The organism is Frankia nepalensis (assembly GCF_016786325.1).
GTDB classification, from domain to species: Bacteria; Actinomycetota; Actinomycetes; order Frankiales; family Frankiaceae; genus Pseudofrankia; species Pseudofrankia nepalensis.
Genome location: NZ_JADWYU010000146.1, coordinates 23,428 through 44,601, shown reverse-complemented (window position 1 = coordinate 44,601; position 21,174 = coordinate 23,428). Strand labels below are relative to the sequence as shown.

Annotated in this window: 18 protein-coding genes; 6 read left to right on the top strand and 12 right to left on the bottom strand. The window is 72.2% G+C overall.

Going from position 1 to position 21,174, the window contains the following annotated elements:
* Positions 1-671 (top strand): hypothetical protein (locus I6A81_RS22880; RefSeq protein WP_203010294.1); only part of this gene is annotated, 671 nt, incomplete at its 5' end.
* 46 nt (positions 672-717) lie between these two features.
* On the opposite strand, the gene I6A81_RS22875 is transcribed toward I6A81_RS22880, so the two are convergent.
* Together I6A81_RS22875 and I6A81_RS22870 are read right to left on the bottom strand one after the other, a co-directional pair.
* Positions 718-2,562: an ABC transporter ATP-binding protein gene (locus I6A81_RS22875; RefSeq protein WP_203001784.1), complete on the bottom strand. Its 1,845-nt coding sequence runs from the start codon at positions 2,560-2,562 to the stop codon at positions 718-720.
* Positions 2,562-4,286: an ABC transporter ATP-binding protein gene (locus tag I6A81_RS22870; protein ID WP_203001783.1), complete on the bottom strand. Its 1,725-nt coding sequence runs from the start codon at positions 4,284-4,286 to the stop codon at positions 2,562-2,564. Before I6A81_RS22870 ends, I6A81_RS22875 begins: the two co-directional genes overlap by 1 nt.
* Before the next feature lie 132 nt (positions 4,287-4,418).
* Here I6A81_RS22870 and I6A81_RS22865 point away from each other — a divergent pair, with 132 nt between their 5' ends.
* On the top strand, positions 4,419-5,042 hold the full coding sequence (locus I6A81_RS22865) for a TetR/AcrR family transcriptional regulator (protein ID WP_203001782.1): 624 nt from the start codon (positions 4,419-4,421) through the stop codon (positions 5,040-5,042).
* A gap of 398 nt (positions 5,043-5,440) precedes the next feature.
* Here I6A81_RS22865 and I6A81_RS22860 read toward each other — a convergent pair whose 3' ends face one another.
* Positions 5,441-6,346 (bottom strand): helix-turn-helix domain-containing protein, encoded by a 906-nt coding sequence (locus tag I6A81_RS22860; RefSeq protein WP_203001781.1) that lies wholly within the window; start codon positions 6,344-6,346, stop codon positions 5,441-5,443.
* 257 nt (positions 6,347-6,603) lie between these two features.
* Between I6A81_RS22860 and I6A81_RS22855 the strand changes: the two genes are divergently transcribed.
* Positions 6,604-7,584 (top strand): aldo/keto reductase, encoded by a 981-nt coding sequence (locus tag I6A81_RS22855; protein ID WP_203001780.1) that lies wholly within the window; start codon positions 6,604-6,606, stop codon positions 7,582-7,584.
* A gap of 102 nt (positions 7,585-7,686) precedes the next feature.
* Here I6A81_RS22855 and I6A81_RS22850 read toward each other — a convergent pair whose 3' ends face one another.
* The 8 genes from I6A81_RS22850 to I6A81_RS22815 all read right to left on the bottom strand — a co-directional run bounded on the left by I6A81_RS22850 (position 7,687) and on the right by I6A81_RS22815 (position 16,776).
* Positions 7,687-8,814 (bottom strand): erythromycin esterase family protein, encoded by a 1,128-nt coding sequence (locus tag I6A81_RS22850; RefSeq protein WP_203001779.1) that lies wholly within the window; start codon positions 8,812-8,814, stop codon positions 7,687-7,689.
* Positions 8,815-8,862: 48 nt separating this feature from the next.
* A complete protein-coding gene (locus I6A81_RS22845; protein ID WP_203001778.1) occupies positions 8,863-9,186 on the bottom strand; it encodes a chaperone modulator CbpM in 324 nt (107 codons plus the stop codon).
* Positions 9,183-10,136, bottom strand: coding sequence for a DnaJ C-terminal domain-containing protein (locus I6A81_RS22840; RefSeq protein WP_203001777.1), 954 nt, complete (start codon positions 10,134-10,136; stop codon positions 9,183-9,185). The genes I6A81_RS22845 and I6A81_RS22840 overlap by 4 nt, the downstream gene beginning before the upstream one ends.
* Before the next feature lies 1 nt (position 10,137).
* Complete coding sequence (locus I6A81_RS22835) at positions 10,138-10,773, bottom strand: nucleotide exchange factor GrpE (protein WP_307874842.1); 636 nt, start codon at positions 10,771-10,773, stop codon at positions 10,138-10,140.
* Complete coding sequence (gene dnaK, locus I6A81_RS22830; protein WP_203001776.1) at positions 10,766-12,709, bottom strand: molecular chaperone DnaK; 1,944 nt, start codon at positions 12,707-12,709, stop codon at positions 10,766-10,768. Before dnaK ends, I6A81_RS22835 begins: the two co-directional genes overlap by 8 nt.
* Before the next feature lie 278 nt (positions 12,710-12,987).
* A complete protein-coding gene (locus I6A81_RS22825) occupies positions 12,988-13,452 on the bottom strand; it encodes an SRPBCC family protein (RefSeq protein ID WP_203001775.1) in 465 nt (154 codons plus the stop codon).
* Positions 13,453-13,671: 219 nt separating this feature from the next.
* Positions 13,672-15,591, bottom strand: a complete 1,920-nt coding sequence (locus I6A81_RS22820; RefSeq protein WP_203001774.1) for an ABC transporter ATP-binding protein — start codon at positions 15,589-15,591, stop codon at positions 13,672-13,674.
* Between the two features lie 219 nt (positions 15,592-15,810).
* Positions 15,811-16,776: an SDR family NAD(P)-dependent oxidoreductase gene (locus I6A81_RS22815; RefSeq protein WP_307874841.1), complete on the bottom strand. Its 966-nt coding sequence runs from the start codon at positions 16,774-16,776 to the stop codon at positions 15,811-15,813.
* Between the two features lie 221 nt (positions 16,777-16,997).
* Here I6A81_RS22815 and I6A81_RS22810 point away from each other — a divergent pair, with 221 nt between their 5' ends.
* On the top strand, positions 16,998-17,840 hold the full coding sequence (locus I6A81_RS22810; RefSeq protein WP_203001803.1) for an SDR family oxidoreductase: 843 nt from the start codon (positions 16,998-17,000) through the stop codon (positions 17,838-17,840).
* Between the two features lie 113 nt (positions 17,841-17,953).
* On the opposite strand, the gene I6A81_RS22805 is transcribed toward I6A81_RS22810, so the two are convergent.
* Positions 17,954-18,553 carry a TetR/AcrR family transcriptional regulator gene (locus I6A81_RS22805; protein ID WP_203001773.1) on the bottom strand — a complete coding sequence of 200 codons (600 nt, stop codon included), beginning with the start codon at positions 18,551-18,553 and terminating at the stop codon, positions 17,954-17,956.
* A 366-nt stretch (positions 18,554-18,919) separates the two neighbouring features.
* On the opposite strand from I6A81_RS22805, the gene I6A81_RS22800 reads away from it, so the two are divergent.
* Together I6A81_RS22800 and I6A81_RS22795 are read left to right on the top strand one after the other, a co-directional pair.
* Positions 18,920-20,113, top strand: a complete 1,194-nt coding sequence (locus tag I6A81_RS22800; protein ID WP_203001772.1) for a cytochrome P450 — start codon at positions 18,920-18,922, stop codon at positions 20,111-20,113.
* Positions 20,114-20,193: 80 nt separating this feature from the next.
* Positions 20,194-21,012 carry a mycofactocin-coupled SDR family oxidoreductase gene (locus tag I6A81_RS22795; protein WP_203001771.1) on the top strand — a complete coding sequence of 273 codons (819 nt, stop codon included), beginning with the start codon at positions 20,194-20,196 and terminating at the stop codon, positions 21,010-21,012.
* Positions 21,013-21,174: the final 162 nt, after the last annotated feature.

The window sequence follows — 21,174 nt, the reverse complement described above, 5'->3', positions numbered from 1 at the left end:
GGGCCGTGACCGGCGTCGGGGCCGGGCTGCTGGTCGTGACGCTGACCGCCGCCGCGGTGGCCGCCGCGCAGCGCGACGACGGTGACCGCGGCCCGGACCGCGCCGGCGAAGCCGTGGTGACCACCGCCGCCGGCGAGCCCGGGGCGTCCGGGGAGGGCCGGGGCACGGCGCCGGCGACGGCGGGCGCCGAGCAGGTGTCGCCCGAGGGCACCCCGTCCGTTCCGGACCAGGACGGCGGCCAGCCCGGCTCCGGCATCCCCCGCTACACGGACCGGATCGGCCATCTCGAGCAGGCAACCGCGTTCGGCGCCTTCATTGCCGAACACGACACCCAACTGGTCTTCCTGGACGTCGAGGCAACAGCCGACGGCAATGAGGAATTCTTCTCCCCCGGTCCCGACTACGGCGGCGACGACCGGCCGAACTTCGTCCTGTTCGAATGCGAGGAACTGGCGGCCGGTCAGTCGCCCGGCTTCCCGCCGGGCAGCCCGTGCACCGGCACCGTCTACCGCCTCGACCTCGGCCCGGCCGGCGACCCGTCCTTCGCCTACAACCAGGGCTCCTACTACCTGCGTGGCTACTTCATGGTCTCGGTGGCGCCGGGCATGCACCAGGGCCTGAGCACCGTCAACCTCACCGGCATCGCCACCCGCGATGCCCTGGCGGGCTGAGGCACTCCTCCGCGCCAGCGGGCGGGCGGCCCTCGGAGGTCTGCGCCTAGGCCTCGAGTTGGCTGGCGATGATGGCCGCGTATCGGCCGCCTTGGGCCAGCAGATGGTCGTGGGTTCCGACTTCGGCGGCTTGGCCGTCCTCGAGCACGACTACCCGGTCGGCGCCGCGGATTGTGGAGAGCCGGTGGGCGATGACCACTGTGGTCCGTCCTTGGCGGGCGGCGCGGACGGCGTTCTGGATCGCGCGCTCGTTCTCGGTGTCGAGATTGGACGCGGCTTCGTCCATCACCAGGATGGGGCTGTCCCGCAGCAGCGCCCGGGCGATGGCCAGGCGTTGCCGCTGCCCACCGGACAGCAGTGCGCCGCGCTCGCCGACGGGGGTGTCGTAGCCGCCGGGCAGGGCGGCGATGAAGTCGTGGGCGTTGGCCGCTCGGGCCGCCCGCTCGAGTTCGTCGGCGCTGGCGGCGGGCCGGGCCAGGCGGAGGTTGTCGGCGACGGTCCCGTCGAACAGGTACACGTCCTGAGGAATGACGGCGATGAGGCGACGCAGCTCGGCCAAAGGAAAGTCGCGCAGGTCGTGCTCGTCGATGGTGATCCTGCCCGCGGCGGGATCCCAGAACCTCAGCAGGAGATTCACACATGTCGACTTGCCTGCGCCCGAGCGGCCCACGAGCGCGACCATTTCGCCCGGCGCGACCTCGAACGAGGCCCGACTGAGCACCTGCCGCCCGGGTTCATAGCCGAAGGTGACGTCGTCGAATCGGATCCGGGCGCTGGTGACAGTCGGCGTCGTGGTGGCCGTGTCGGCGATCTGGGCGGGCTGGTCGATGATGGCGAGCACCCTGGACGCGCTGGCCCGCAGCGGGGCCAGCATGCCGGCCATGGCCACCGTCTCCACCACCACGGCGAGGGCGGCGACCTCCAGGGTCACCGCCGCCGTGGCGGCGGCCAGCGAGATCGTGTGGTCCGCGGCGAGTCCCACCACCGTGATCAGCACCGCGACCGTGGTGACGGACACCAGGCTGTCGGTGGCCGCCGCCTGGAGACCGACCGCGCGGCTGTGGGCGAGCTGGTGACGCTTGTAGGTCTGGGTGCGGCGACGCAGCCGGTCCCACCACGCGTCGACCTGGCGAAACACGACCAGCTCGCGCAGGCCCTGCACCCCGTCGACCACGTCGGCGTTGAGCGCGCCGAGCTCGCCGCGCAGCCCGTCCGCGCCGCTTTGGCCGCGTCGGGCCAGGAAGACGGGCAGCACGGCGGTGGCGACCATGCCGGCCGCGGCGATGCCCGCCAGCGCCGGGTGGATGAGGCCCAACGCGATCAGTGAGCCAGTCCCGACCGTGACCGCGACCGCGACGGTGGGGGCCAGATGAGCGAGGAACCCCTCGAGGGCCTCGACGTCGCCCATCGCGACGGCGGCGAGGTCGCCGGTCCGTTTTCCTTGCGGCTCACGGGGCGCGCCGCGCTCCAGGCCGTCGAACACGCGCAGCCGCAGGGCGGCCTGGTGGCGGAAGGCGAAGGCATGGCCGAACTGGCCGTTGGCCCAGGTGCCGACGACGGAAACCACCACCGCCACCGCCAGCGCGACGATCCACCCGGTGAGGTCGGCGGCGGGCCGCCCGCTGGCCGCGGCGCCGATCAGCCAGCCGCCGATGGCGCCAGCCACGACCGCGAAGCCGTGCTGGGCGAGCGCTCCCAGCACCGTCAGGAGCAGGGCGAGCCGCCCCGCGCCCGGCCGCCACATCACATCCATCAGCGGCCAGCGGTGGGTGGCCGCGCTCGGGTCCGAGCCGGTGGGTCGCGCGCCGAGCGGCCCGATGCCGGTGGGCCCGGTGCCGATCGGCTTCGCGTCAGTGGGCTCGGTGTGGGTCGGCTCGGTGTCGGTGGGCATCAGTGGACCTCCTGTGCCGAGATCAGCCGCGCGTAGGCGCCCGCGTGCGTGACGAGCTCGTCGTGGCGGCCGGTCTCGACCACTCGGCCGTCGTCGAGGACGACGATCTGGTCGGCGTTTCGCACCGTCGACAGGCGGTGCGCGATGATCAGGGTGGTTCGCTGGGCCGTGAGCTGGTCCAGGGCGGACTGGATCGAGGCCTCCGCGGCGGCGTCGACGCTGGCGGTCGCCTCGTCGAGCACGAGGATCGGGGCGTCGGCCAGCACGGCGCGGGCGATTGCCAGCCGTTGGCGCTGCCCACCCGAGAGCCGCAGGCCTCGCTCGCCGACGGGGCTGTCGTAGCCGTCGGGCAGCGCGGCGATGAACTCGTGGGCGCCCGCGACCCGGGCCGCCGTCTCGACGTCGGCGCGGCTGGCGCCGGGCCGGGCCATGGCCACGTTCTCGGCCACCGTGCCCCCGAAGAGGTACGTGTCCTGCGCGACCAGAGCGATCATCGAACGGAGCTGGTCCGACGGCAGATCGCGCACGTCACGGCCGCCGATGCGCACTACCCCCTGTCGCGGGTCGAAGAACCGGAGCAGCAGGGACACCACGCTGGTCTTGCCCGCTCCTGACGGCCCGACGACGGCGACGGTCCGGCCCGGGTCCACCTGGAGCGAGAAGTCCGACAGCACCGGGCGCTCGCGGGTGTCATACGCGAACGTGACGCGGTCGAAGGTGATCGATGGCGCCAGCCCCGCCGCCGGGGTGGCGGTCGAGCGGACCGGAGCGGGTGAGACGGTGGCGAACAGGGCGTGGAGGCGGTCGGCGGCGGTGCCGGCCTCGTAGGTGGTGTGGTAGGCGGCCGCGAGCACGTTGATCGGCCGCAGCGCCTGCACCGACAGGAAGAGCGCCAGGAACATCGGGCCGGCGGCCAGCCCGCCATTCGCCGCTCGCGCCGCCGCGACGGCGGCCACCGTCGCCACGCCGCCGACGATCGCCAGGTGGTAGATGGCCAACGGCACCAGCGCCGCCGCCATCTCCCGGATCCACCGGGTGATCAACTGGTCCGAGCCGCGCCGCAGGTCGTCCCGGCGACGGTCGGCCGCGCCGAACGCCTTCAGGGTGACCAGCCCCTGCAACGTGTCGAGGAACTGCGCGCCCAGACCTATGTAGGCCGACATGCGCTGTTCGCTGCGCTCCTCCAGCGGCCCCGCCCACAGCGGCGGCAGGACCACCGCCGCGACCGCGAATCCGGCGATCAGCAGCGCCAGCCAGGCGTCCCGGGGCGCCAGGACGGCCACCACCGCCAGCGGCGCCGCCACCGCGGCCACCAGGGATGGCAGGAACCTGCCGTAGTAGTTCTCCAGCGACTCGATCCCCTCGACCAGGGTCGCCCGCAGCTCGCCCGTCCGCGCGCCGGCGACGTGGCCGGGGCCGAGAGCGGCCACCTTGGCGAAGGCCCGGCCGCGCAGCAGTTCCTTGGTCGCGGCGCCGGTCGCCTCGGTTACCGGTTCACCGGCCCATGTCAGGGCGAACCGGGCCACGATCAGGGCGCCGATGGCGACCACCCGGTCCCGCTGGGCTCCGATTCCCTCGCCGGCCAGCACATGTTCGAGAACCGCGGCCAGCAGGAAACCCTGGGCGATCGCGGTGGCCACCACCGCCAGCCGAATCGCGCTCGCGGTGGCCACATAGCCCGCCACCCCGGACGCCAGCGACATGACCTTCCGAAAACCCCTCATAGACCGCTGCCTGTTGCCGGCCCGCCCATTCCGCACCTCCAGCGCAGAACCCGATGGTTAGGCTGACCTTAGGTGACTGACTGACAGTCAGTCAATGCCGCCGCCAAGGGCTTCGGCTGTAGCGTGGACGCCGTGCCACCAGCGAGCCGGGCCGCGAACGAGCCGACGAGGCCGCGCACCAAACCAGCCGAGCAACGCCGCGCCGACCTGCTGGACGCGGCCGAACAGCTGATCATGCGCAAGGGCATCGCCACGGTCACCATCGACGACCTGACGCGGGCGGCCGGCGTGGCCAAGGGCACCTTCTACCTGCACTTCAAGTCCAAGGACGAGGTCGTCCACGCGCTCCAGGAACGCTTCTCGGACCTGTTCGCCGACCGGATCGCCGCCGCTATCGACGCGTCACCCGGCTGGGGAGACAAGCTCGACGCGTGTGTGCAGGCCAGCTTCGACGCGTTCCGGGAGAACTACGACCTCCACGAGGTCCTGTTCCGGCACGGCGGCCCGCGCCCCCGCCCCGACCTGCCAGCTCCCCACCTGCGGCTGGTCGAGGTGATCCAGTCGCTGCTCGAGGCCGGCACCGCGGCGGGCGCCTACGCCGTGGTCGACCCCGCCACCACGGCGGTCCTCTTCTACGTGACCATGCACGCCTTCGACCCGGGCAGCTTCGGGCACGCCCCGCCGTCCGACGACCGGCTCCTCGCCGCCACCCGGACCTTGCTCCGCCGAGTGGCCGGGTTCGACTCCGCGCCCTGACCAGCACGCGCCCTGACCGGCAGGGAGTGTCCACGCCCCGGCTCGGCTCACGCGAAAGAGCGGACGGCTGCGCGGCGCCGCGCATGCCTGTGGGAACGCCCAAACGACCAGACCAGGTGACCTGGACCTCGGTGACGCCAGCAGGGCGTCCGGCGAATTCGAGGTCGAGTGAGACAGCCGGTTGGCGCGGTGCGGGCGTTCCCGGCAGGGTTGCCGTGGCGAGTGGTGATGCCCGAAGGAGAGCATTCCGCGGCGTCGTCGTACCTGGAGGAGCTGGCCGGGTCCGATTGCAGCCCGTCATGTTGCGCAGCTATGCGTTCGCCTTACGGCGCTAGCGCGGCCTGCCCCGTCGTTTCAGCCCGTTTCCAGGCCGCTTCGGGCCGCTCCTCCGCCGAGGCTCAGCGACTCGCCGGCGGCCTTTCCAGGGCCCCAGGGGTGCCGGCCGGATCTTGCGTTGCCGCCCAGCTCGCGAGGAGGCGCAGGGCGTCGGCGTCGGCCGAGCCCGTGTCGGCGTGAAAGGCGATCAGGCACAGGCCGGGGTCGGCAGGCAGTTCCATGACCTCGAAGTTCAGGTGCAGGTCGCCGACGGCGGGGTGGTGGATGCGTTTGCGTCCGGTGCGGTGCAGGCGGACGTCGTGGGCGGCCCAGCGGACACGGAAGGCATCGCTGCGGGTGCAGAGTTCCCCGACCAGGTCGATGAGTCCCCTGTCGTGGGGGTCACGGCCGGCTTCGGTGCGCAGGGTGCTCACGCTGTCGTCGGCGGCACGTTCCCAGTCGAGCCAGAAGTCGTGGGCGCGGGGGTCGAGGAAGGTGAACCGGGCGTGGTTGACCGGCCGATGGGCCGAGCGGCCGGGGGTGGCGTAGACAGGTGCGAACAGCGCCCGGCCGAAGGGATTGGCGGCCACGGCGTCCAGGCGGGCGTTGTTCACGATCGCTGGAATCTCGGTCATGAGATCCAGGAGCCGTTGGATACTGGGTCGCACCTGTTGGGTCGAGGGCTTGCGGCGCGTCCGGGCAGCGGGGCCGGCGGCGCGGGCGAGGTCGAGCAGGTGAGCGCGCTCGGCTTCGTCCAGTTGCAGTGCCCGGGCCACGGCGTCCAGGACGACGTCGGAGACGCCCGCGAGGTTGCCCCGTTCGAGCTGGGCGTAGTACTCGACGCTGACACCGGCCAGGTCCGCGACCTCGCCACGCCGAAGTCCCGGGACCCGTCTACGGCGGCCGTAGGTGGTCAGCCCGGCCCTCTCGGGCGTGATCTTCGCGCGACGGGACGTGAGAAACGCCTTGACCTCGTCACGGTTGCCCACGAATCCAGGCTAGACACGAACCCGGCGACGAGGAGTGGGCTGTCAGTACACCTGCCAGCAGTGACTTCTTCGCGCGCTCGCGACTTGGTTGCATCAGCGTCGCCGCCTGGACCGGCCGCGGCAGACCCCGGCAGGCCATGCGGGCGGAACCCGGTCCGTACCGGCCCGACACCACGGGGAACACCTGGCATCGAGGCAAAGCAAGCCGGATGACCGTCTTAACCCGGAATGCGAGAACTGCGAACAGGAGCTAGCTGATGAAGCACGTGTCTCTAGGAGGGCTCGACGTATCCCGGATCGGCCTGGGCGCGATGACCATGGCCGGGATCTACACCAGTGGCGGCGGCCTCGACGACGCCGAGTCGATCCGCGCGATCCACCGGGCGCTGGACCTGGGCGTCACCCACATCGACACCGCCGAGATCTACGGCCCGTTCCACAGCGAGGAACTGGTCGGCCAGGCCATCAAGGGTCGCCGCGACCAGGTGGTAGTGGCCACGAAGTTCGGCCTGGTCTCCCACTCCGGTGGCGGCCCTGGCGTCGCCGACAGCAGTCCCGCCAACATCCGCGCCGCGGTCGAGGGCTCGCTGACGCGGCTGGGCACCGACCGCATCGACCTCTACTACCAGCACCGGGTCGACCGGAACACCGCCATTGAGGACACCGCCGGAGCCCTGGCCGAACTGGTCACCGAGGGCAAGATCCGCTACATCGGTCTGTCCGAGGCCAGTCCCAGCACGATCCGCCGGGCCCACGCCGTGCACCCGGTCGCCGCGCTCCAGACCGAATACTCCCTCTGGACCCGCGACCCCGAGGCCGAGCTACTGCCCCTGCTCCGCCAACTCGGCATCGGCTTCGTTCCCTACTCCCCGCTCGGCCACGGCTTCCTCACCGGCCAGATCCGCACCGTCGACGACATTCCCGCCGACGACTGGCGCAAGACCAACCCCCGCTTCACCGGCGAGAACTTCCAGCGCAATCTGCGCATCGTCGGCGAGGTCGCGGCCGTCGCCGCCGAAGCCGGCGCCACACCGGCACAGATCGCCCTGGCCTGGCTGCTCGCCCGAGGCGACGACATCGCCCCGATCCCTGGAACCCGACGAGTCGCCCGCGTCGAGGAGAACACCGCCGCCGACCGCATCGAACTCAGCACCGACCAACTCGACCGGCTGAACAACCTCACTCCGGCCGCCGGCGAGCGTCACGACGAGGCGAACATGGCCGCGGTCGACCGCTGACACCGTCCAACGGCAAGCCCAGCCCGACCGCAAAGAGCCGTCAGCCGTCTGCCGTACCAGCGAGAAACTGTCCAGGGACGACCCGCGTCAATGCGGTTCAGATCAAGACCCCAGCGGATGAACTGGAGAGACCCGTCCGACGTGCGCTACCGCGTCGAACCATTCGGCCAGTGATCCGCCGGACATCGCAGCCTTCGACGGATCGGCGGGATCGAACGCCGGGCCAACCAGGCGCACGGTCGCCGGCCTGGCCAGCCAGCGCTCGAGGGGCGTGTCCGCCGCGGCGCGGGTGTCGAGCACGATCGGCCTCGGTGGCGCCCCCAGCAGCGACTCCACGGTGCCCGCCGGCGGAGGCGGAATCGGGTGCGGCCCCTCGCCGAGGTCGACCACGCCGTGGTGGAACGTCAGGCCGAGGGAGGCGTAACCGCCGGGCCCCAGGCCCTCCCGCAGATAGCTGCCCGCGTTGCGGTGCGTGACCGGCGGCGCGGCTCCTGTGGTCACGGTTCGGCGATGACCGACGGCCGTGTGGCTGATCCCGCTCAGAACGATGATCTTCGCCGCTGTCTGTGCGTGCCAGCGCAGCACAGCCTGTGCCAGCCACTGCTCGACGAAGCCGATCCAGGCCGCTCTGCCGTTCGCTACCTCGTCGCCGCGGCCGTCGCCATCACCTTGCGTACCGGCACCGTCATCGTCGCCTTTCCCGGAACCGCCTTCAGGTGAGTCGTTCCGGCCGGCTCCCTTCGCGCGCGGGCCGCCGACCGCGGCGTTCTCGGCGACGCCGGCGGCTGGGGCCGGCGCCGTGGGCAGCAGGCCGACGAAGTGGAGCGGAGCATTCGGTGTCCGAGTCGCCCGGTCCCGCATCCACCCGACGAGACGAAGCATCTCGACGGTGCGGTGGTGCGGGTGCAACTCCCGGACAATCGCTTCAGGGTCGCCGTCGCCGTGCCGCGCATAGGCGTCCAGCGCGGCGCCCGGACGGTCCGGTTCGTCCATCGCCACCGCGCGGAAGTCCAGCTCGTCGGCCAGGTACCCGATGATCCGGTGCGCGAGGGTGAACAGCTCCCGGGCGCCGTGGGTCGGAACGCCGATGCCGACGACGCGCGCCGGGCCGACGGCCGCGCGCAGCCAGTCCAGGTCAGGCACCGACGTCTCGCCGGGCGTCGGGGCAACGAGGTGGGGCGACGGTTGGCCCCCCGCGCCGAGCCAACGGGCGATCTCAGAATCGACCATGATCGCGACGATAGGAACTCAACCGTACTGGAGGTCAAGGAGACGGGTTCAGGTCCAGCGGTGCGCCTCGCCTCGCGCCGGTCGGGTGCGCAGGAGCCGCTCGAGCTCGTCGATCCGGTCGAGGAGGTCGAGCACGACTCCCGTCGCCGTGTAGGTGATGCCGAGATCACGCCGAAGGCGCTCGATCCGGCCCGCGCGGGCGACCGCGGTCGCCGTCATCCACCAGTGGCCGTCGGCGTCGACGCGCGCCTCGATCAGGCCCAGCGCCACCAGCCGCCGGACCAGGTCCGGGTGCAGGTGGACGACCTCGCAGAACGAGGCCAGATCCAGATCGGCGCCGTGCATCCGCCGCGGCGCGAGCAGACTGGTCATGACCGCCCCCTCGGGTCGAACGAGGACTCCCGGGCCAGCTCGCGGAACAGCTCCGCCTCCCGGGGGCCGAGTCTGGGCGGAACCACGATCCGCGCGTGCGCGAACAGGTCGCCACCGGCCCCGCGCCCTCCGCCGGGCAGACCGCGACCGGCCAGGCGCAGCGCGCGCCCGCTGGACGTCCCGGGCGGGACCGTGACCGTCGCCCGCTCGCCCGTCGGGAGCACGAGGGGAACCTTTGCGCCCAGCGCGCCCTCCCACGGGGCCAGCCGCAGGTCGGTGTGCACGTCGCGCCCGTCGAGCCGGAACCCCGCGCTGGGCAGCAGCCGCACGACCAGGTACAGGTCGCCGGGCTGCCCGCCGTCCCGGCCCCGGCCGCCCTGGCCGGCCAGCCGCAGCCGCTGGCCGCCGGTCACCCCAGCCGGGACCGTGACGTCGAGGTCTCGGCTTCCCCCCGGTCCCGCCAGGCTGACGCGGCGCCGGCCGCCGCGGTATGCCTCCGCGAGCGACACCTCGATCTCGGCTTCCTGGTCCGCGCCGCCCAGTGGCCCGGCCCCGCCGTAGCGGCGGAAGAACCCGCTGCCGGCGCCGAAGAGATCCCCGATGTCGAACTCCTCGAAGCCGCCTGCTCCGAAGCCAGCCGCCCCGGCGCGCGGGCGGGCCCCGCCCGTCCCCGCGCCGGGCGGCGGCCGGCGCGCGGCCTCCTCGGACACCCGGCGGAAGTCATGGCCGAAGCGGTCGTAGCGCGCCCGGCTGTCCGGGTCGGACAGCACGTCGTAGGCCTCCGACAGCTCCTTGAACCGCTCCTCCGCGCCGGGGTCGGAGTTGATGTCCGGGTGGTAACGCCGGGCGAGCGTCCGGTAGGCCCGCTGGATCTCGGCCGCGTCGGCATCGCGCGCCACGCCGAGGATGTCGTAGAAGTCCCGGCTCGCCCGGTGCGCGCCCGAAGTCATCTCAGGGCGCCCCCGGCCTGGGACCGGCGGCCGGCGAGCCGCCCGTGCTCACCGCGACCGACGCCGGCCGCAGCACCCGTCCGTCCGCCTCGTAGCCCGGGCGCAGCACCTCGACGACGGCCCCCGCCGGAGCCGGCCGGTCCGAGGAGGAGCCGTTGACCACCGCGCCGACCTCGTGCCTGGCCGGGTCGTACATGCCGGTCTCCTCGTCGAGGCGGCGCACGCCGCAGGCCGCCACGGCGTCCAGCGCGAGGCGGCGCACGCCGTGCAGGCCGTCCACGAGCGCGCCTGGGTCGGCTCCGGCGTGGGCCAGGGCCAGCTCGAGGTGGTCGAGCACCGGCAGCCAGGCGAGGACCACCCGGTCGCGTTCCGCGCCGCGCGCCGCCCCGAGCTCCCGCGCGGTCCTGCGGCGGTAGTTGTCGAAGTCCGCGAGCGTCCGCAGGTGCCGCTGCTGGCAGCTCTCGAGCTCCGTCGACAGCTGCGCGACCCGGTCGTCGACCCCGCTGGCGCCGGCGGAGCCGACGGCCTCGTCGGGGCAGCGGGGGTCGGCGGGCGTGGGGTCGGCGGGCATCGGGTCGGCGGGCATCGAGTCGGACGCCGGGCCCGGCCGCCCGGCGTCCGCGCGCCGCTCAGTCACGGTCCCCGGGGGTGTCGTCGCCGGTGGTGAACTCGGCGTCGATCACCTCGTCGTCCCCGCCCCCGCCCCCGCGCGGCGCCTGCCCGCCGCCCGCCGCGCCACCGGCGGCGCCCGCCGCGCCTGTCCTGGTGCCGGCGGTCTCGCGCTGCCCGGCCGCGAGGCCGTAGAGCACCTGCTGCAGCTCGTTGGTGACCGGGCGGACCCGGGCCGCGTCACCCTGCTCCCGCAGCGCCTGCCGGGCGTCGGTGACGAGCTGTTCGGCGCGCGCCCGCTCGTGCGCCGGCACCCGGTCGCCGAGCTCCCCGATGCGCCGTTCGACCTGGTAGGCGATGGTGTCGAGCTGGTTGCGGGCGTCGGCGTCCTCCCGTAGGCGCGTGTCCTCGGCGCGGTTGCTCTCGGCTTCGGCCACCATGCGCTCGATCTCGTCGGCCGGCAGGTTGGTGTTGTCCGAGATGGTGACGCGCTGCTCGGCGCCTGTGTCCTTGTCCCGGGCGGTCACGTTCAGGATGCCGTTGGCGTCGATGTCGTAGGTGACGTCGACCTGTGCCTGCCCGCGGGGCGCGGGCCGGATGCCCTCCAGCCGGAACCGGCCGAGCGCCCGGTTGTCCGCCGCCATCTCGCGCTCACCCTGCAGCACCACGATGTCCACCGCCGACTGGTTGTCCTCGGCGGTGGAGAACGTCTCGGTGCGCCGGGCCGGGATGGTCGTGTTGCGGTCGATGACCTTCGTGCTGACGCCGCCGAGCGTCTCGACGCCCAGGGACAGCGGCGTGACGTCGAGCAGCAGCACGTCGGACACCTCGCCCCGGATGACCGCCGCCTGGATGGCGGCGCCCACGGCGACGACCTCGTCCGGGTTCACCGTCATGTTCGGGTCGCGCCCGCCGGTGAGGCGGCGCACCAGCGCCTGCACGGCGGGCATCCTGGTCGCGCCACCGACGAGGATGACCTCGTCGACGTCGTTCTCGGAGATCTTCGCGTCGGCCATCGCGCGGCGCAGCGGCGGCATGCAGCGCTCGAGCAGGTTCTCGGTGATCTTCTCGAACTGCGAGCGCGTCACCGTCGTGTTCAGGTGCTTCGGGCCGTTCGCGTCCGCGGTGACGAACGGCAGGTTGACCTGGGTCTGCGTGACCGACGAGAGCTCGACCTTGGCCCGCTCCGCCGCCTCGAAGAGCCGCTGCAGCGCCTGCGGGTCGTCGCGCAGGTCGATGCCGTTCTGGTCGCGGAACTCGTCGGCGAGGAAGTCGACGAGCCGCCGGTCCCAGTCGTTGCCCCCGAGGTGGGTGTCACCGGCGGTCGCGCGCACCTCGACGACACCGTCGCCGACGTCCAGGATCGACACGTCGAACGTTCCCCCGCCCAGGTCGAACACCAGCACCGTCTCGTGGGACCGCTTGTCCATGCCGTAGGCGAGCGCCGCCGCCGTCGGCTCGTTGATGATGCGCAGCACCTCGAGGCCGGCGACCCGGCCGGCGTCCTTGGTCGCCTGCCGCTGGGCGTCGTTGAAGTACGCCGGCACCGTGATCACCGCTTCGGTGATCTTCTCGCCGAGGAAGCGCCCGGCGTCGTCGGCCAGCTTGCGCAGCACCATCGCCGAGATCTCCTCGGGGGCGTACTGCCGCCCCCGGGCGAGGATGCGCGCCGCGCCGTCCGGGCCCTGCGCCAGGTCGTAGGTGACCGTCCCGCGTTCACTGGCCACCTCGCCGTACCGGCGGCCGATGAAACGCTTGACCGAGGTGATCGTCCCCTTCGGGTTCAGGATCGCCTGCCGGCGGGCCAGTTCTCCGACCAGCCGCTCCCCGCTGTCGGTGAACGCCACGACGGAGGGTGTCGTGCGGAATCCCTCCGCGTTCGCGACAACCGTCGGCTGGCCGCCCTCGACCACCGCGATGACGGAGTTCGTCGTGCCCAGATCGATTCCAGCTGCCTTGCCCACAATGACCCTCCCGACGGCGTCCTGAGGGTGGTGGCGGTGACCGGGCGTTTCTCGAAGTTCGCCGCGGTTCATCTCCGGAATGCGCCGCCGTCGCACAGGCTGCCCCGCCCCGGAGGCTCCAACCGTGCCCGGCGCATCTGAGCCGGGCACGGTTGGCGGGCGGAATCGGAACCACGCGTCCGGCTGGCCCGGCAGCGGCCGGCCGTCCTGGAAACAGCGGGACGCCGGCCCGTGTCCGGGCCGGCGTCCCAGGCAGCTGATCTAGGAAGCGGCCGCGGTCACGGGCGCGGGACCTCGCCGCGCCACGAGCCGGTCGGATTTTCCGTGCCGCGCTCCTCGATGAACGACTTGAACCTCTTCAGGTCGCCCTTCACCCGGCGGTCGTCGACACCGACGACCGCCCCGACCTTCTCGACCACCGTGTCCGGCTGCCAGTCGAGCTGCACGGTCACCCGGGTCTTGTCGTCGGCGAGCCGGTGGAAGGTCACCACGCCGGCGTGCTGCGTCCCCCCAGTGCTCTTCCACGCGACACGCTCGTCGGGCCGCTGTTCGGTGATGGCCGCGTCGAACTCGCGCTCCGTCCCACCGACGCTGATCCGCCAGTGGGTGTGGGTGGCGTCAATCTGTTGCACGGACTCGACGCCGCTCATGAAGTTCGGGAAGGACTCGAACTGGGTCCACTGGTTGTACGCGGTGCGGATCGGCACCTCGACGTCGATCGATTCGGCGACTGTGGTCGTCATTGTCACTCCTCGCCGGTCATCGTGCAGGGGCACATCGACCATCCCCGTCCCTCCCCCGACAACACATCGGAACATCGGACCGTCGCGTGCCCCGGCGGTACGCCAGAGCTCACGACCCGTCTGACGAATGCCCGATCGCGACGAGCCGGCCCAGGTCAAAGGGTGTCTCGGGGTGCCGCCACAGCTCCGATGATCTCCGTGGTCGGCCGGCTGAGGGGATCAGGCCACCGATTCGTGGACCGCGCCGGCCGAGGCCTGCGCGGGCACCGTGGCCGAGCGCTCCTGGGCGAACTGGGTCCGGTAGAGCTCGGCATACCGGCCTTCGGCGACGAGCAGTTCGGTATGGGTGCCCTGCTCAATGATCCGGCCGCCCTCGACTACAGCAATGAGATCGGCGTCACGGATGGTGGAGAGCCGGTGGGCGATCACGATCGCCGTCCGGCCGGCGAGCGCCTCCCGCAACGCCTCCTGTACCGCCGCCTCCGAGGTGGAGTCCAGGTGCGCCGTGGCCTCGTCGAGGATGACGACCCGGGGCTGGGCCAGCAGCAGCCGGGCGATCGTGAGCCGTTGACGCTCGCCACCCGACAGCCGGTATCCCCGCTCGCCCACCACCGTGTCCAGCCCGTCCGGCAGGTCGGCGACGAGACCCGCGAGCCGGGCGCCGCGCAGCGCGTCCCAGAGCTCCTCCTCGCCCGCCGCCGGGTTCGCCAGCAGCAGGTTCGCCCGGACGGTGTCGTGGAACAGGTGCCCGTCCTGGGTCACCATCCCGATGGTCCGCCGCAGCGACTCGAACGACAGGTCGCGCACGTCCACCCCGGAAAGCCGCACCGCGCCCTCGTCGACGTCGTACAGCCGCGGGACGAGCTGGGCGATCGTCGACTTGCCCGCGCCGGAGGAGCCGACCAGCGCCACCATCTGCCCGGGCTCCGCGCGCAGCGACACTCCTCGCAGCACCTGCTCGCCGCCTCGGCCGTCGAGCACGGCGACCTCCTCCAGGGAGGCGAGCGAGACGGCGTCGGCCGCCGGGTAGGTGAAGCTCACCTGGTCCAGCTCGACGCGCACCGGCCCGTCGGGCACCGGCCGGGCGTGCGGGCGCTCGGCGACCAGCGGCGTCAGGTCGAGCACCTCGAACACCCGCTCGAAGCTCACCAGCGCGCTCATGACCTCCACGCGCGCGCTCGCCAGCGCGGTCAGCGGGGCGTAAAGCCTGGTCAGCAACAGCGCAAGGGCGACGACGGTGCCCGGCTCCAGCTCACCGCGCAGCGCCATGAAGCCGCCGAGTCCGTAGACGAGGGCCAGCGCGAGCGTCGAGACGAGCGTGAGCGCGGTGACGAACACCATCTGCGTCATCGCCGTGCGCAGGCCGATGTCGCGCACCCGCCGCGCCCGCTGGGCGAACTCGGCGGACTCGTCGCCGGGCCGGCCGAACAGCTTCACCAGGGTCGCGCCGGGAGCCGAGAACCGCTCGGTCATCCGGGTGCTCATCACGGCGTTGTGGTTCGCCGCCTCCCGCTCCAGCCGGGCCAGCCGGGCGCCCATCCGCCGCGCCGGCAGCACGAAGATCGGCAGCAGCACCAGCGCGAGCAGGGTGATCTGCCAGGACAGCCGGAACATCACGATCCCGGTGAGCAGCAGCGCGACGAGGTTCCCGACGATGCCGGAGAGCGTGTCGGAAAAGGCCCGCTGGGCGCCGATCACGTCGTTGTTCAGCCGGCTGACCAGCGCGCCCGTGTGGGTACGGGTGAAGAAGGCGACCGGCATCCGCTGGACGTGGTCGAACACGGCGGTACGCAGGTCGAGGATCAGGCCCTCGCCGATGCTGGCCGACAGCCACCGGCTGACCAGGCCGAGCGCCGCCTCGGCCACGGCGATGGCCGCGATGACCGCGGCCAGCCAGACCACGACGTGGGTCTCGGAGCCCTCCACGATCGCGGTCACGACCCGGCCCGCCAGCAGCGGGGTGGCGACCGCCAGCGCGGCGACCACCACGCTGAGCAGCAGGAACCAGGCAAGCTGGCGGCGGTGCGGCCGGGCGAACGCCGCGATCCGCCGGACCGTCCCCCAGGAGAACGACCGCCGGTCATCCTGCGTGTGCATCGCCCCATACAGGGACGACCACGCGACCATCTCCATGCTCATCGGCCCCAACCACCCATCTTCCGCGTCCGTCCACGCCCCATGAGCGGATACAAACACCGGGGTCAGACAGTTCTGGTGATCCTCCGGTGCCGATCCGGCGGGCGCGGTGGCGGTCCTCCGCCGATGGAGCCGACGCTAAAAGCTCAAGTTCCCTTGAGGTCAAGGCGCCGGTGTCGGTACGGGCCGTCCCCGCCCGTCTGGCTGGGCCAGGCGCGGCGGTCAGGCGGACAGGCCGACGAGGGCGGAGCAGCGGTCCCAGAGCCGGCGGGCGAGCTCCGGGTCGCGCGCCGCGCGGGAGACCAGCAGGTGCTCGTGCCGCCGGAAGCGGTGCAGGTAGGCCCCGTCGACGGCGCGTGGATCGACGCGGACGGCGAGCGCGACCAGCGGCTGCGCGCCATAGCCAGGGGTGTGCGTGACGTACTGGCTCCACCAGCGGCCTTTGAGCCTGGTTATGTGCCGGGTGTCCCGGCCGATGTTGCTGGCGATGAAGCCGGGGTGGAAGGCGGTCGCCGTCGGCCCACCGGCGGCCGGGCCGCCGGCCGCCGCGGCCCGGCGGGTGAGTTCGCGCACGAACAGGACGTTTGCCAGCTTGCTGTCGGCATAGGCCGAGAACTGCCGGTAGGGACGGCGAAACCGGTCCAGGTCGTCGAGATCGAGACATCCGAGCACGTTGATCACACTACTGGTCATGATCACCCGGGAATTTGGCGTCGTGGTCAGCCGAGGCAGCAATAGCCCGGTGAGGAGAAACCCGGCGAGATGGTTGACCTGGAACGTCATCTCGTGCCCGTCAACGGTCATCCGCCGATCTGGAAACATCGCCCCGGCGTTGTTCGCCAGCACGTCGATCCGCGGGCATAGCCCCAAGATCTCGTCGGCCGCCCGCCGAACGTCGTCGAGCCGGGCGAAGTCGGCGAACACCGGCACGGCGCCAATGGCGCCGGCGACCGCCGCGGTCCGCTCCCGGCAGCGCCCGACCACCACGACCCCGGCGCCCAACTCGGCGAGGCGCCGCGCCGCCGCGGCGCCGATGCCCGCGCTCGCGCCGGTGACCACGACCGTCCGCCCGCCCAGCGGCCTGGCGCCGACGCCCGGCCCACGGCCCACGGCCTCGCCCGCCATGCCGGCCGGCTCACCGACGCCGGCCGGCGAGCCGGCCGGGCTCAGCCCACGGACGCCGCTCACGCTCGCAGTCTCCACCCAGCCGCGGCGGCCACCACCGCCCGCGCCCCGGTTCCACCGTCTCGCCAGGAACCTGACCGGCCCGCGTCGTCACCTGTCCTGGGAACGGGTCGTCTCCTGTCCTGGGAAACAGCCCAGAACTCCGCCCTCTCGGCCGTTGGCCGCCGACACCGGACGAATGTCGTAGCCTGCGATAACCACGCCAAAGGAGGCAGATGACAACGATGGTGAAGACCGCTGTCATCACAGGAGGCGCGGGTGGAATGGGGCTCGCGACCGCCAAGATCCTGGGCCGCGACCATCGAGTGATCATCAGCGATGTGAACCAGGAACGGCTGGACGAGGCCGTCACGGAGCTCAAGACGCTGGACGTCGACGCCGACGGCGTGCGCTGCGACATCACCGACCGGCAGTCGGTCGACGCCCTGTTCGCCCGCGCGGGCGAGGCGGGAGAGGTCGCGGCCGTGGTGCACACGGCCGGCGTCAGCCCGCAGATGGGCTCGGCCGAAACCATCGTGCGGATCAACGCGCTCGGCACCGTGCACGTCACCGAGGCCGCGCTAGCCATCGCGGATGCCGGCTTCGCCCTCGTCAACGTCGCCTCGATCGCCGGGCACATGGTCCCCGGCTTCATCGTCCCGAAGCGCGCCTACCGACTGGCCCTGACAGACCACGCGACGTTCACTAGGAAGCTGACCGCCGCCGCCAGCCGTGGCCCCGCGTCGATGCGCCCGGGTTCGGCCTATTCCATCAGCAAGAACTTCGTCATCTGGTACTCCCAGCGGCAGGCGGCGTCGTTCGGCGCCAAGGGCGCGCGCATCCTCTCGGTCTCCCCGGGCTCGTTCGACACAGCGATGGGCCGGCTCGAGGAGCAGAGCGGCGCGGGCAAGCTGCTCGACTACGCGGCCCTCAAGCGCTTCGGCGCGCCCGAGGAGATCGCCGAACTGCTCGCGTTCTGCGTCAGCGGCCGGCCGGGCTATCTCACCGGCACTGACATCCTGTGTGACGGCGGCACGAGGGCCGGGCTCGGGCTCAAGGGAATGATCGCGATGGCCCGAAGCACCTGACGCCGCGGCCGGGATCATCGGGGAGTCCGTCCGCGCCGCCCTGGCCAGGGCAGCGCCAGGCAGCCGCCCCTGCTCGCAGCCCTCCGATTAGCCGCCGGGCGTCCGGTCTCGGGTCAGGCGCGGCGGCTTGCTCGCCGTTCCTCGAGGCGAGCCACCAGGCGTGACATAGCGGCCGCGGCCTCCTCGGGAGCGGTGTCATAGCCGGCCACGCTGTCCGCCACCACCGCGAACGCGAGACCCTGCATCGTGGCGGCGATGAGCACGGGCGGGAACTCGTCCGCGTCGAGCCCGTACTCGCCGAGGATCGAGGACAGTGTCTCGACCTGCATCCGCCTGACCTCGTAGGCCACCTTGCCGACCTCTCCCCGCAGCGCCGGCCGGTGGTTCGCCGCCGCTATCAGCTCCACGGTCAGCGCCGTCCCGCGTGGGTCCGAGACGAGCTCCCACCACCCGCGCAACGGCTGGGCGGACGCCAGCGCCGCCGCCATCCGCTCCAGGGTCTGCTCCGCGCGCCGTTTCAGCACGGCCACGAACAGGTCGTCGATCGTCGGGAAGTAGTAGTGCACGAGCGGGGCGTTGATGGCGACCCTCGCCGCGACGGCCCGGGAGCTCACCGCCGCGTAGCCCTGGCGCAGGATGATCTCCTCGGTCGCGTCGAGGAGGCGAGTGAGCTTCTCCGCGGTCGCCGCTCGGCGCCGACGAGGCTCGGCCATTCGCCTTCCTTCCCGACGCGGCGCTCCGGCCACGGACACGGCCGGTCCCCCATCATGGCGGACGCTTCCATCCGAGGCCGGCGGGACGCCTGGCGCGGCCTGGGTGCCGGCCCCGAACGTCTTTCGCGCAGCAGCATCGAGCGCGACACTCGACGCGCCATGGGAAGGCCGTCCGACACCCCGGACCGCGACTCCGGATAGTCACGCCGCATTTACCCTCCGCGCAAGCCGCCGGTGGGCGCCCACGCCGCGCGCCGTTCTGTTGACAGCGGTCGCCCACCAAGTTAGAACGACCGCTAAAACTTCCGTGAGTCCGGGCGGGCGCCGCCGGCCACGGCGCGCCAGCCCTCGAAGGAGGCTCGCCAGGTGAGTCGCAACGACCCGGTCTACTGGGATCCCTTCGACCGCGAGATCGCCAGGGACCCCTACACCGTCTACCAGCGGTTACGCACGGAAACACCGCTCTACTACAACGACAGGCACGACTTCTACGCCCTCAGCCGCTACGAGGACATCGACCGTGGGCTAATCGACTGGCGGACGTTCTCGTCGGCCCGGGGCCCGATCCTGGAGGTCATCAAGGCCAACATCGAGATCCCGCCGGGCACCCTGCTGATGGAGGACCCGCCGGCCCACGACATCCATCGGAAGCTGCTCGCGCGCGTGTTCACGCCGCGGCGGGTCGCTTCGCTCGAGCCGCAGATCCGGGACTACTGCACACGCTCTCTCGACCGGCTCGCCGGCGCCGGCGGCTTCGACCTCATGACGGAGTTCGCGAACGAGGTCCCGATGCGGGTGATCGGGATGCTGCTCGGCATCCCGGAATCGGACCAGCTCGCGGTCCGCGAGCGCGCCGACGCGAAACTGCGCACCGAGCCGGGGCAGCAGATGAAGGTGTCCAAGAAGGCGCTCATGGACACGGACCTGTTCGCCGACTACATCGACTGGCGCGCCGGCCACCCGTCCGACGACCTGATGACGGAGCTGCTGCGGGCCGAGTTCACCGACATGCACGGCGTCACCCGCACGCTGACCCGCGAGGAGATCCTGACCTACGTCACCGTCCTCGCCGGCGCGGGCAACGAGACCACGGCGCGGCTGATCGGCTGGCTCGCCACGCTGCTCGCCGAGTACCCCGACCAGCGCGCCGAGCTGGTCGAGAACCCACGGCTGATCCCGAACGCGATCGAGGAGACGCTGCGGTTCGAGCCGACCGGCCACGCGCTGGCCCGGTACGTCACGACCGACGTCGAGCTGCACGGCGCCGCGGTGCCCGCCGGCAGCGTGATGATGCTCCTCGTCGCGTCGGCCAACCGGGACGAACGCTGCTGGTCGGAGCCCGACCGGTTCGACGTCCACCGCAAGATCAGCTACCTCCGGACCTTCGGCTTCGGCCCTCATTACTGCCTGGGCGCCGCATTGGCCCGGCTCGAGGCCAAGGTCGCGCTGGAGGAGTTCCTGAACCGTTTCCCCCGGTGGAATGTCGACCGGGACAACGCCGCGCTGTCCTCCACGTCGACGATGCGCGGCTGGGAAACCCTGCCGATCACCGTCGGCTAGGGCACCTCAACCCAGGCGCCCGCATGTCCTCGTGACATGCCTGGCCCACGTCCCCCGTATTCCAAGCTAAGGACAGGTAGATGGGAAAGCTGGACGGCAAGGTCGCGTTCATCACCGGCGCCGCGCGCGGCCAGGGCCGCAGCCACGCGGTCCGGCTGGCGCAGGAGGGCGCGGACATCATCGCGGTGGACATCTGCGCCCAGATCCCGTCGGTGCAGTACCCGATGGGCACGGCCGACGAGCTCGCGCAGACCGTGAAGGAGGTCGAGGCGACCGGCCGGCGCATCGTCGCCCGGCAGGCCGACGTCCGCGACGTCTCCGCGCTGCGGCAGGCCTACGACGAGGGCGTGGCCGAGCTGGGAGCCGTCGACATCGTGCTGGCGAACGCCGGCATCGGGGCGGGTGGCGGCAGCGCCTCGGAGGAGCAGGAGTGGGAGGACGTCATCGGCGTCAACCTCACCGGCGTCTGGAACACCGGCCGCGTCGCGATCCAGCCGATGATCGAGCGCAACCAGGGCGGGTCGATCGTCCTGACCAGCTCCACGGGCGGCCTGATCGGCGTGGGCATCCCGGTGGCGGGCTTCCTGGGCTACACCGCCGCCAAGCACGGCGTCATCGGGCTGATGCGCTCGTGGGCCAACTTCCTGGCGCCGTTCAGCATCCGGGTGAACAGCGTCGCCCCCACCGCCGTGCGCACGCCGATGGCCGGCGACGGGAACCTGGCCGCCATCATGGAAAGGTCGCCGGCGCTCGCGCACGCGCTGTCCAACGCGATGCCGGTCGACCTGGTGGAGCCGGTGGACATCTCCAACGCCATCGCGTGGCTGGTCTCGGACGAGGCGCGCTACGTGACCGGCACCGTCGTGCCCGTCGACGCGGGCCAGCTGAACAAGCGGTAACGCGCCGCCGGCCGGCGCCCACTGCGCCTGGCCGCGGGCGGGTGGTCGAGAAGCGCGCCGCCCGCCCGGCGCACAGACGCCGGTGGTTTCGCGCGCGGGCCCGACCCCAGCGCGGCCTCGGGAGTGGTCTGTCCGAACGGCGGGACAGACCACTCCCGGGGA